An 11,749-nucleotide genomic window follows, 5' to 3' on the forward strand; every position below is an offset into this window, starting at 1 on the left:
GTGATGACCGATATTTCGACCGACGTTATTGCGGCCAAGGAAGGCTTTGCCGGACGCCTCCGCCTCAATCGGCCGCGCGCGCTGCACAGCCTGAACCGCTCGATGGTGCGCGACATGGCGGCCGCTCTCAACGAATGGCGCGACGATCCCGATGTGCGGATCATCCTGATCGACCATGCCGATGGCCGCGGCTTTTGCGCCGGCGGCGACGTGGTCGATATCTCGCAGAACGTCGAAGGGCATGAGGCTGCGGCGCGCGCCTTCTTCTTCGACGAATATCGGCTCAACCACCTCGAATACACCTATCCCAAGTCGGGGGTCGCTTTCATGGACGGCGTGACGATGGGCGGCGGGGTCGGCGTCGCCTGCCCGTGCCGCTACCGCGTCGCCACCGAGCGCACCTTGCTCGCCATGCCCGAGACCACCATCGGCATCTTTCCCGATGTCGGCGGCGGTCGTTACCTGTCGCGACTTCGCGGTCGGCTCGCCCAATTCCTCGCGCTCACCGGTGCGCGTCTCGACGGCGCGGAATGCCTCAAGCTGCGGCTGGCGACGCATTATCTCCCGTCCGATCGCCTAGAAGAGGCGAAGGAGCGGATCATGGCACAGCCGTTCCGCGTCACCGCCATCCTCGACGAATTGTCCGAAGAGAATGTCCCCGAAGCGCGCATCGCCGCGAACCTGGCCAAGATCGACCGCTACTTCGCGTCGGACCGGTTGGAGGATATCCTTGCCGCGCTCGACGCCGGCGCCGCCGAAGGTGACGAGTGGGCCGCGACCGAGGCCAACACTATCCGAAAAAAATCGCCGATGGCGTGCAAGGTCAGCCTGAAGCTGCTGGTCGAAAGTCCGTACCAACTTCACTTCGTCGACGAGATGCGGATGGAATATGGGATCATGGTCCGCCTAATCCGGCATCCCGACTTTCGCGAGGGCGTGCGTGCGCTGCTGATCGACAAGGACAATGCGCCGCGCTGGTCGGCGAGCGACCCGACCGAGATCAGCGATGCGGAGGTCGACGCCTTTTTCGAGCCGCTTCCTGCGGCGGAGGAATGGACCCCGTTCGACGCCGAGGAGCAAAGATGAGCGAGTACGAAACGATCCTGGTCGAGCAGCGCGAGGCAGTCACGCTCGTCACGCTCAACCGTCCGCAGGCGCTCAACGCGCTCAACTCGACCGTCCTCAAGGAATTGATCGAGGCCTTCACCGCCTACGACGCTGACGCGTCGCAGCGCTGCCTGGTCCTGACAGGTAGCGACAAGGCGTTCGCTGCGGGTGCCGACATCAAGGAGATGCAGGCGCAGGGCTTTGCCGACATGTATTCGTCGAACTTCTTCGCCGGGTGGGAGCGCGTCACCGCGACCCGCAAGCCGTGGATCGCGGCCGTGTCGGGCTTCGCGCTCGGCGGCGGCTGCGAAGTCGCAATGATGGCCGACTTCATCATCGCCGCGGACAGCGCCATGTTTGGCCAGCCCGAAATCAAGCTTGGCGTCACGCCGGGCATGGGCGGGTCGCAACGCCTGACGCTCGCAGTCGGCAAGGCCAAGGCGATGGAGATGTGCCTGACCGGCCGGATGATGGGTGCCGAAGAAGCCGAGCGTTCGGGCCTGGTCGCCAAGGTCGTCCCGGCGGCCGACCTGCTCGACGAGGCACTCAAGACCGCACAGACGATTGCCGGCATGGCTCCCCTCGCCGCGATCGCGACCAAGGAAATGGTCAACGCTACGTTCGAGATGGGCCTGGCGCAGGGCATCGGCTTCGAGCGCCGCCTGTTCCACGGGCTGTTCGGTACTCAGGACCAGAAGGAAGGCATGGCCGCCTTCGTTGAAAAGCGTCCGGGGAACTGGACGGGTAAGTAAGTTGCGCTCCGGCCGAGGCCGGGGAACGAGGAGTAATTATGGCACGCGTCGCATTCATCGGGCTGGGCAATATGGGCGGCGGAATGGCCGCGAACCTCGCGAAGGCCGGGCATGAGGTCCACGCCTTCGACCTGAGCCAGGATGCGCTCGATCGCGCCGCCGCCAATGGCTGCGACATCGCCGATAGCGCAGAGGCGGCGGTCAAGGACGCCGAGGCGGTGGTCACGATGCTTCCGGCAGGCAAGCATGTCGCCGACGTCTATCGCGGCACTGTCCTCAAGACCGCGCCCAAGGGCGCCATCCTGATCGATTGCTCGACGATCGACGTCGCCACGGCCAAGGCTGTCGAAGGCGAAGCGGCAGCGGCGGGCTTCACCATGGTCGATGCGCCGGTGTCGGGCGGGATCGCGGCCGCCGACGCGGGCACGCTGACCTTCATGGTCGGCGGCACCGCCGAGGGTTTCGATCGCGCCAAGGGCATTCTCGACAAGATGGGCAAGGCCGTCATCCACGCCGGCGGCGCCGGGTCGGGACAGGCCGCGAAGATTGTCAACAACATGCTGCTCGGCGTCACAATGGCGGGCACGTGCGAGGCGTTCGTGCTGGCGCAGAAGCTCGGACTCGATCCGCAGACCTTTTTCGACATCAGTTCCAAGGCCAGCGGCCAGAGCTGGTCGATGACCAGCTATTGCCCTGTCCCCGGGGTCGGCCCCGAAACCCCTGCCGACCGTAATTATGACGGCGGGTTTGCTGCCGCGCTGATGCTCAAGGATTTGAAGCTCGCGATGGAGGCCGCCAAGGAAAGCGGCGCCTACACTCCGATGGGCGGCGAGGCCGAGGAATTGTACCAGCGCTTCGTCGACCGCGGCGGCGCGACCAAGGACTTTTCCGCGCTGATCAAGATGATCGACGACAGCTGGCAGGTTCCGCCCGAAAAGGCTTGATCGCGGCCCTCCCCGCGCCCACATCGCGGAGATGCTGATCGAAATCGAAAAGACGCCCAATCCGGCGACGCGCAAGTTCCTGCCTGGCCGCATCGTCATGGAAACGGGCGGACGCGATTTTCCCAACGCCGATGCGGCCGAGGCGAGCCCATTGGCCGAAGCGCTGTTCGCGACTGGCGCGGTCGACGGGGTCTACTTCGGGCGCGACTTCGTCTCGGTCTCCGCCGCACCGACCGTCGAGTGGCAGACGCTCGAGCCCGACATCCTTTCGATCCTGCTCGACCATTTCATGCTCGGCGCCCCACTGTTCCGCGGCGGAAGTGCCGCCGGGATCGAGATTGCGCCCGAGGTCGACTTTCACGTCGAGGAAGATCCGGCGGATGCCGACATCATCGACCAAATCAAGGACTTGATTGAAACGCGCGTTCGCCCAGCGGTCGCTCAAGACGGTGGTGACATCGTCTATCGCGGCTATCGCGATGGGAAGCTGTTCCTGAACATGCAGGGCGCTTGTGCGGGCTGCCCGTCGTCGACGATCACGCTGAAGCGCGGGATCGAGGGCCTCATCAAGCATTATGTTCCCGAGGTGGAGACCGTCGAGGCGATCTGACGCCGACGCTTTTTGCTTGCGGCGGGCCGTCGCCTGTGTCTCGATACCGTCGTCTGCAAACGGGAGATTTTCGCTGATCCTTGCGATCGACACGTCGACGGCGGCCTGCACCGCGGCGCTACTGACCAGCGACGGCACGATCATTGCCGAGCGCGACGAGCAGATCGGCCGTGGCCATGCCGAACGGCTGGTCCCGATGATCTCCGAAATGATCGAGGGGCACGTCCCCACTCGCCTGCTGGTCGGGGTCGGCCCGGGAAGCTTCACGGGGCTGAGGGTCGGGATCGCCGCTGCACACGGCCTTGCCGTCGGCTGGAACATCCCGCTGGCAGGAATGAATTCGCTGGCGCTGATCGCCGCGACCGCGCCGGACGGCGACAGACCGGTTACCGTTGCGGTCACAGGCGGTCATGGCGAACTGTTCGTCCAGACCTTCCGTCGCCCTACGCTTGACCCGACCGGGGTGTCACGGAATCTGACCCCGGCGGAGGCGGCAGCCAAGATCGACACCGACCTCGTCGTGGGCAGCGGTGCCGAGGCCCTTGTCGCGGCGCGCGGATCAGGCACGGCCTTGCCCCTGATGCCGAGCGCATCGCGGGCGCTTCGCCTTCCTGAATTGCTGCGGATGCTAGACTGCAAGCCTCATTATGGCCGGGCCCCCGATGCCCGCCCCCGCGCCGCGTGATCGAGGGTCGACCCGAACCCGCGTTCGACGCACTGCATCTTAGATGCGGTACTCTTGAAGATCTTAACTCTGTCATCCGGGTGATGGATGCGGCCTTTTCACCCATTTACGGGGAGGGTTGGACGCGCTCCCAATGCGCCGGCATCCTGCCCATGTCGGGAGTCATTCTGACGCTGGCGGAAATGCAGGGCGAAGTCGTCGGCTTCTCGCTGTTGAGGGCGGTCGCCGACGAAGCCGAATTGCTCCTTCTGGCGGTGTCACCGCGCGCGCAACGACAGGGCGTCGGACAGAAATTGCTCGACCGCTTCATGACCGACGCACGGATGCGGGGCGCGCATCGCCTTCACCTGGAAGTCCGCGATGGCAACGAAGCGATTGCTTTGTACCGAGCGGCCGGGTTCGAACCGGTCGGACGCCGCGTCGGCTATTATCGCGGGCTCGACGGGTCGCGTCGCGACGCAGTCACGATGGCGCTTGAGACTCCCCAATATTGATTTGAAGCAAGTTTTCTATTCTTGAATGAATAGTAGACGAGGTCTAATTGTTTTCGAGTAGACAGATGAAACTGTCCAGTTCCTATTAGTCATGCTCGGAAAGCTATGAAAATGGACAATCAGGATAATGACGACACGCTGATCACATTGACCGCAGACATTGTCGCGGCCCATGTCAGCAACAATAGCGTGGCGGTCAACGACCTTCCGCAGCTGATTTCGAACGTGCACGGTGCGCTTGCCGGTCTAACCGGCAGTGGCAAGGCCGCCGACGTCAAGCTTGAACCGAAGGTGCCGATCCGCTCGTCGGTCAAGCCGGACTTCATCGTCTGCCTCGAAGACGGCAAGAAACTGAAGATGTTGAAGCGGCATCTGATGACCCATTATCAAATGACCCCGGATCAGTATCGGCAGAAGTGGGGCCTTGCGGCCGACTATCCGATGGTCGCGCCGAACTATGCCGAACAGCGCCGGACGCTCGCCAAGTCGATCGGGCTTGGCACCAAGCGCCGCAAGACCACTCGCGCCAAGTAAGGCGAACAAGAAAGGGGACGGTGCGCGGCATCGTCCCCTTTTCTTTGTGCGGCGCGGGCCTTAGGTTCACAGCCATGCACCGTCAGATCGATATTGAACAATTGTGCGCCGACAAGGGCCTGCGCATTACCGAACAGCGCAAGGTCATCGCGCGCGTCCTCGGCGAAAGCGAGGATCATCCCGACGTCGAAACGCTCCACCAGCGTGCCGCCGCGATCGACGCGAACATCTCGATCGCAACGGTCTATCGCACCGTCCGCCTGTTCGAAGAGGCGGGAATCCTGGAGCGGCATGAGTTCGGCGATGGCCGCTCGCGTTACGAGGCGGCGTCCGAGACCCACCACGATCACCTGATCGACGTAGAGAGCGGGAAGGTTATCGAATTCGCCGATGACGAGCTTGAGAATCTGCAGCGCAAGATTGCCGAGCGTCTGGGCTTCCGGCTGGTCGACCATCGGATGGAATTGTACGGCGTCGCCATTGACCGCGACCACTAAGGGGTCACTTTCTCCTTCCCTGATGGCCGTGCGTATTGCCGGCCTCATCCTCCTATTCGTCGCATGCCTTCCGCTTCACCTGTCGGCGAAGCTGGTGCGTGGACCCTCGCCGTGGCCCAAGCGGTTTCTCCGCTCCGCCGCGTGGATTGTCGGTGCGCGGGTCGATCTCGAAGGTCAGCCGCTGACGTCCAAGACATTGGTCGTCGCCAATCATACGAGTTGGCTTGATATCTTGCTTCTCGGCGGCACAGGTGCGGCATTCGTGTCGAAGGCAGAAATCGAGCGGATCAAGCTGATCGGCTGGCTGGCCGACCAGAATCACACCGTCTACATCGAACGAACCGCCCGCACCGATGCCCATGCGCAGGTGCGACAGATTGCAACTGCGTTGGACCGGCCCAAGCCGCTCGTCGTTTTCCCGGAAGGGACGACCACCAGCGGACGCGAGCTTCTGCCTTTTCGCCCGACGCTTCTTGACGCCGTTGCGCCGCCTCCATCTGGTGTCATCGTACGCCCGGTGGCGATCGATTTCGGCGACGCGGTCGACCAGATCGCCTGGCATGATGGAGAGCCGGCGATGGACAACGTCCGGCGAGTACTCGGTCGGCGCGGTGTGCTTCCGGTCACGATCCGGCTGCTCGATCCCATGCCCTCGACCAATGATCGCAAGCAGTTGGCTCGCGAAGCGCGCTCGCGGATCGCGGCTGCTCTCTCTTCCGTCACCACGACACGGCGCGTATAGGCCGCGGTCATGAACGACCTTCCCAAGACTTTCCGCGTCAAGAGTTTCGGCTGTCAGATGAATGTCTATGACGGCGAGCGGATGAGCGAGATGCTCGCCGCACAGGGCATGTCGGCCGCGGAGGGCGAAGACGCCGACCTGGTCGTGCTGAACACCTGTCACATCCGCGAGAAGGCGGCAGACCGGGCCTATTCGGACGTCGGTCGCCTCAAGCGCGAAGACGGCAGCCGGCCGATGATCGCTCTCGCGGGCTGCGTAGCTCAAGCCGAAGGCGAGGAAGCCCGTCGGCGCTCCGGCACGATCGACATGGTCGTCGGGCCCCAAGCCTATCATCGCCTGCCCGAGATGGTGGCTGCGGCGGCGCGCGGCGAGCGCCCGGTCGACACCGACATGCCGCTTCGAACCAAGTTCGACGCCCTGCCCGCTCGCCGACGGACGGGGCCGAGCGCGTTCCTGACGGTGCAGGAAGGGTGCGACAAATTCTGCACCTATTGCGTCGTTCCCTATACACGCGGGGCCGAGGTCAGCCGCCCGTTCGCCGACATCGTCGCCGAGGCGCGGTTGCTGGCTGACGGCGGCGCGCGGGAAATCACGCTGCTGGGCCAGAACGTCAACGCGTGGATCGGAGACGATGACCGGGGTCGTCACGCCGGACTGGATTCGCTGATCCGCGCCATCTCGCGCATCGATGGCGTCGAGCGTATCCGCTACACGACCAGTCACCCGACCGACATGACCGACGCGCTGATCGCCGCGCATGCCGAAGTGCCGGAGCTGATGCCCTACCTGCATCTGCCGGTGCAGGCGGGATCGGACCGGATTCTGAAGGCGATGAATCGTAGCCACACCGCCGATTCATACCTGAAATTGCTCGATAAGGTGCGCGCCGCACGGCCCGACATCGCCATCAGCGGCGACTTCATCGTCGGCTTTCCCGGCGAGACCGATGAAGATTTCACCGACACTCTCGCTATCGTCGATGCGGTCGGTTACGCTTCGGCATATTCGTTCAAATATTCGCCCCGGCCGGGGACGCCCGCGGCGACGATGGAAGGAGCGGTTGAGGCCCGAGTGATGGATGATCGACTGCAGCGGCTTCAGGCCCGCCTCGCCGAGCATAGCCTCGCCTTCAACCACGCGACCGTCGGCAAGGACACGCGGATCCTGATCGACCGCAAGGGTCGCCTACCCGGCCAGATGATTGGAAAGTCGCCCTGGCTCCAGTCGGTGTTCGTCGATACCGGCGCGTCGATCGGCGACATGCTCGACGTGACCGTCACGCGCGCGCTTCCGAACAGCCTTGGTGGCGTCCTGCGCGACGCACGGGTTGCCGCCTGATGGCCAAACGCGACCTTCCGGCGCCCGCGAACCTAGAGGAACGCGCGCGGCTCGAGCTTTTGTTCGACCAGCCCTACCTGCTCGGCCCGCTGTTCGGCGATTATGACCGCCACTTGGTGATGATCGAGGATCGCTTGGGCGTGAACATTGCCGCACGTGGCAATCGCGTGATGATCGATGGCGAGCCCGACGCCGCCGCGCGCGCGCGCGATGTGCTGATGGGCCTCTACAATCGGCTCGATCAGGGGCAGGACGTCGACTCCGCCGCGGTCGAAGCGGTGATCGGCATGGCCAACCAGCCCGCGCTGGACGGCATCATTTCTCCGCAGGTCGCGAAGCCGTCGTCGGTCATGATCCGCACGCGGAAAAAGACCATCGTGCCGCGGTCGAACGTGCAGACGGCCTATATGGAAGCGCTTGCCCGCGACGACATGATCTTCGCGCTTGGGCCGGCGGGCACGGGCAAGACCTATCTCGCGGTCGCGCAGGCCGTCGCCATGCTCATTTCCGGATCGGTCGAGCGCCTGATCCTGTCGCGGCCGGCGGTCGAGGCCGGCGAGCGGTTGGGCTTCCTGCCCGGCGACATGAAGGAGAAGGTGGATCCCTATCTCCGCCCGCTATACGACGCCCTCTACGACATGTTGCCCAACGAGCAGGTCGAGCGGCGCATTGCGTCGGGTGAAATCGAGATTGCCCCGATCGCGTTCATGCGCGGTCGCACCTTGAGCGACGCATTCATCATCCTCGACGAGGCGCAGAACACCACGCCTCAGCAGATGAAGATGTTCCTGACCCGCTTTGGCATGCGGTCGCGAATGGTGATCTGCGGTGATCCCAATCAGACCGATTTGCCGAACGGCGTGCAATCGGGCCTGAATGACGCCGTGACGAAGCTGGCGGGGATTCCGAAGCTGTCGATGATCCGCTTCAGCGCCGCCGACGTCGTTCGCCACCCGCTCGTCGGGCGGATCGTCGAAGCTTATGAGGGAACAGGCGCGTGACGCTCGACGTCATCCTCGACGCCGATCCCGAATGGGACAGTAGCAGCGACTGGGACGCGCTTGCGCAGCGTGCCGCCGAAGCGGCCGTCGCCGAAAGCGCGTTTCCGCAACTTGGGTCAATCGACCGCGCCGTCGAGCTTTCGGTTCGACTGACCTCCGACGCGGAAGTGCACTCGCTCAACGCGCAGTGGCGCGGCAAGGACAAGCCGACCAACGTCCTGTCCTTTCCGATGGCCGAACCCGACGAGATTGAGAATGCGGCGATCGACGGTCCCGAATTGATGCTTGGCGACATCGTCATGGCGCACGGGGTATGCGCCGCCGAAGCAATGGAGAAGAACATCACGATCGATCAGCATGCGACGCACCTGTTGGTGCACGGCACGCTTCACCTGTTGGGCCACGACCATATGGACGACGACAGCGCCGTCGACATGGAAGGGCGCGAGACACGGGCCTTGGCGCGGCTGGGCATCGCCGATCCCTACGCGGGGGACCAGTAATGGCGACGCGGCAAGACGACGACGAACCGCCATCAAGGCTGTGGAGCGGAATGCGCGCGCTGATCTTCGGCGAAGATCATGACGCGACGCTTCGCGACCGGCTGGAGGATGCAATTGACGAGGCCGACGCGGCAGCACCCCGGCGCGGCGATCTCAGTCCGCTCGAGCGGCAGATGCTGCGCAACCTGCTCCACTTCGGTGACCGCACGGCTGGCGAAATTGCCGTCACCCGCGGCGACATCATCTCGGTGTCCGCGAGCGTCAGTTTCGAAGAGCTGATCGCGGCGTTCGCCGACGCCGAACATAGCCGCCTGCCCGTCACCGGCGATGGTCTCGACGAGGTCATCGGCATGATTCACATCAAGGACGTGTTCAAGGCTCAGGTCGACCCGTCGCGCCCGCGCTCGATTGAAGGCCTGCTCCGCACGCCGCTGTTCGTTCCGGAATCGATGGGCGTGCTCGACCTTCTCGCTCGAATGCGGACCGAGCGCGTTCATCTGGCGATCGTGGTCGACGAATTTGGCGGGACCGAAGGCCTCGTCACGATCGAGGACGTCGTCGAGGAAATCGTCGGAGAGATTGAAGACGAGCATGACGAACAGGCCGCCGGCATGCTCACGCTCCTTGAAGAAGGGCTGTGGGAAGCGGACTCGCGCGTCGAACTCGACGAGGTCGCTCGCGATGTCGATGCCCGCATCATCGCCGAGGACGACGAGGTCGACACACTGGGCGGGCTGACGTTCCTGCTCGCAGGGCGGCTGCTGCAACCCGGCCAGTCGGTCGAACATCCTTCGGGATGGCGGATCGAGTGCGTGGCCGCGGACGCGCGGCGAATGACTCGCCTCAGGCTCCACGCGCCCGAACCCTTGGCGCAAGACCCTTCCTCCGACGAGTGACGGTCAATTTGTCGTTGCGGTGGTGAAGTCGGCGAGGCAAGTCGGGCCTCCGCACGGCCTTCACGCCGCTGCGCAGCAATAACCGGGTGATCGCGTTGCCTTTTTTCCTGTCCGTCCTGCTGGGCGCAGTGTCCGCCTTTTCCTTCCAGCCTTACGGTCTGTGGCCGTTGATGCCGCTGGCCTTGGCGCTGCTGCACGAGCTTGTTGCGCGCAGTGCCGGAATGTGCGGCGCTCTCGCCATTGGCTGGGGATTTGGGCTTGGGCAGTTCTGCGTCGGCCTCAACTGGATCGCGACCGCCTTCACCTTCCAGGCAGCGATGCCCGCATGGCTAGGCTGGATCGCGGTCGGACTGCTCAGCCTCTACCTCGCCATCTATCCGATGATGGCCGCCGGACTGGCGTGGCGCTTCGGCCGGGACAATCGCGGCGCGATGGTATTGGCTCTGGCCGGCGGATGGGCACTCACCGAATGGCTTCGCGCGACCATGTTCACCGGCTTCGCGTGGAACCCGGTCGGCGTCGCACTGGTCGACACGCCTTTGATTGGCGCCAGCCGCATTGTCGGCACCTACGGGCTCTCGGCACTGACGGTCTTGCTCGGCGGCGCGCTGTGGATGCTTGCAAGGAAGCAATGGCGATTGCCATTCGGCATTGCGGTTGCCGGCATACTGCTGGCCGCCTTCCCGGCACCGTCAGAACAGGCGCCGCGCGTTCGGACCACTTCCGAAGACCCGCCCGGAACGGTCCGACTTCGTCCGATCCGGATCGTGCAGCCAAACATTGGGCAGCAGGACAAATGGCGTGAGGGGTTCGAGGATGTCGCCTCGGAGCGTCTGACACGACTGTCGGGCGTTCGTGACGACGTTCCGCGGTTGCTGTTCTGGCCAGAAGCGGCGGTGACCCGGCCGCTTGCCGACAACCGCGCCATCGCGCGACCGGGGGTCGAACTCGAGCGCCGGGTTGCGAGCCAGACCCTTGGCGCCGGCGACATCCTGCTGACGGGCGGTCTCGCTTTCACGTCGCCCGACGGTCAGGTCGTCGATTCCGCCGCCAACAGCGTGTTCGTGATCGCGCCAAATGGAAGTCCGGTCGGCCGATACGACAAGGCGCATCTGGTGCCCTACGGAGAGTATCTGCCGATGCGACCCCTGCTCTCGGCAATCGGCCTGTCGCGGCTCGCCCCCGGCGATATCGACTTTGCGCCTGGCCCTGGCCCGCAGACGATCTCGCTTCCCGGCGACTGGGGCCGCGTCGGGTTCCAGATTTGCTATGAGGTCATTTTTTCGGGGCAGGTCGTCGATCGACGCAACCGGCCGGACCTGATCTTCAATCCTTCGAACGACGCCTGGTTCGGGCGCTGGGGCCCGCCGCAGCATCTGGCCCAGGCCCGCCTACGCGCGGTGGAGGAAGGCCTTCCGGTAGTCCGCTCGACGCCGACGGGCATCAGTGCGCTCGTCGATGCGAACGGACGGGTACTCGCCTCCATCCCGTGGCAAACCGAAGGAGTCATCGACGCGGTCCTTCCCGCTACGCTCGCGCCGACGATCTTCGCCCGGGTCGGCAATATTATTCCGATCGTGATCGGGTTCCTCCTGCTGATCGCGGCGATTGCCATGTCACAGCGGTCCCGCTACAGCAGGACATAA

General features: G+C 64.4%; 13 protein-coding genes and 1 pseudogene. All 14 read left to right on the forward strand.

The window, feature by feature from the left end; all coding sequences use genetic code 11:
• Positions 1-3: 3 nt before the first annotated feature.
• The 14 genes and pseudogenes from SH584_RS04410 to lnt all read left to right on the forward strand — a co-directional run bounded on the left by SH584_RS04410 (position 4) and on the right by lnt (position 11,749).
• Complete coding sequence (locus SH584_RS04410; RefSeq protein WP_324808862.1) at positions 4-1,086, forward strand: enoyl-CoA hydratase/isomerase family protein; 1,083 nt, start codon at positions 4-6, stop codon at positions 1,084-1,086.
• On the forward strand, positions 1,083-1,859 hold the full coding sequence (locus SH584_RS04415) for an enoyl-CoA hydratase (RefSeq protein ID WP_324808863.1): 777 nt from the start codon (positions 1,083-1,085) through the stop codon (positions 1,857-1,859). Before SH584_RS04410 ends, SH584_RS04415 begins: the two co-directional genes overlap by 4 nt.
• A gap of 38 nt (positions 1,860-1,897) precedes the next feature.
• Positions 1,898-2,803 (forward strand): 3-hydroxyisobutyrate dehydrogenase, encoded by a 906-nt coding sequence (gene mmsB, locus SH584_RS04420; RefSeq protein WP_324808865.1) that lies wholly within the window; start codon positions 1,898-1,900, stop codon positions 2,801-2,803.
• Positions 2,804-2,834: 31 nt separating this feature from the next.
• Positions 2,835-3,413, forward strand: coding sequence for a NifU family protein (locus SH584_RS04425; RefSeq protein ID WP_324808867.1), 579 nt, complete (start codon positions 2,835-2,837; stop codon positions 3,411-3,413).
• Between the two features lie 16 nt (positions 3,414-3,429).
• Entirely contained in the window at positions 3,430-4,098 is a 669-nt protein-coding gene (gene tsaB, locus SH584_RS04430; protein WP_324808869.1) for a tRNA (adenosine(37)-N6)-threonylcarbamoyltransferase complex dimerization subunit type 1 TsaB, read from the forward strand.
• 83 nt (positions 4,099-4,181) lie between these two features.
• The gene (locus tag SH584_RS04435; RefSeq protein ID WP_324808871.1) at positions 4,182-4,592 is read left to right on the forward strand and encodes a GNAT family N-acetyltransferase; all 411 of its coding nucleotides are present in this window, start codon (positions 4,182-4,184) and stop codon (positions 4,590-4,592) included.
• Between the two features lie 111 nt (positions 4,593-4,703).
• Positions 4,704-5,126, forward strand: coding sequence for a Ros/MucR family transcriptional regulator (locus tag SH584_RS04440; RefSeq protein ID WP_322842609.1), 423 nt, complete (start codon positions 4,704-4,706; stop codon positions 5,124-5,126).
• A 74-nt stretch (positions 5,127-5,200) separates the two neighbouring features.
• Complete coding sequence (locus SH584_RS04445; RefSeq protein WP_322842610.1) at positions 5,201-5,623, forward strand: Fur family transcriptional regulator; 423 nt, start codon at positions 5,201-5,203, stop codon at positions 5,621-5,623.
• Positions 5,624-5,645: 22 nt separating this feature from the next.
• Positions 5,646-6,365, forward strand: coding sequence for a lysophospholipid acyltransferase family protein (locus SH584_RS04450; protein ID WP_324808874.1), 720 nt, complete (start codon positions 5,646-5,648; stop codon positions 6,363-6,365).
• Positions 6,362-7,703: pseudogene (gene miaB / locus SH584_RS04455) on the forward strand (tRNA (N6-isopentenyl adenosine(37)-C2)-methylthiotransferase MiaB). The gene SH584_RS04450 and the pseudogene miaB overlap by 4 nt, the downstream one beginning before the upstream one ends.
• A complete protein-coding gene (locus tag SH584_RS04460; RefSeq protein WP_322842612.1) occupies positions 7,703-8,704 on the forward strand; it encodes a PhoH family protein in 1,002 nt (333 codons plus the stop codon). The pseudogene miaB and the gene SH584_RS04460 overlap by 1 nt, the downstream one beginning before the upstream one ends.
• A complete protein-coding gene (gene ybeY / locus SH584_RS04465) occupies positions 8,701-9,207 on the forward strand; it encodes an rRNA maturation RNase YbeY (RefSeq protein ID WP_324808876.1) in 507 nt (168 codons plus the stop codon). Before SH584_RS04460 ends, ybeY begins: the two co-directional genes overlap by 4 nt.
• Positions 9,207-10,103, forward strand: coding sequence for a hemolysin family protein (locus SH584_RS04470; protein ID WP_322842614.1), 897 nt, complete (start codon positions 9,207-9,209; stop codon positions 10,101-10,103). The genes ybeY and SH584_RS04470 overlap by 1 nt, the downstream gene beginning before the upstream one ends.
• A gap of 128 nt (positions 10,104-10,231) precedes the next feature.
• Positions 10,232-11,749: an apolipoprotein N-acyltransferase gene (lnt, locus tag SH584_RS04475; RefSeq protein ID WP_324808878.1), complete on the forward strand. Its 1,518-nt coding sequence runs from the start codon at positions 10,232-10,234 to the stop codon at positions 11,747-11,749.

This window comes from Sphingomonas sp. LY29, from assembly GCF_035593985.1.
In the GTDB taxonomy this organism is placed as follows: Bacteria; Pseudomonadota; Alphaproteobacteria; order Sphingomonadales; family Sphingomonadaceae; genus Sphingomicrobium.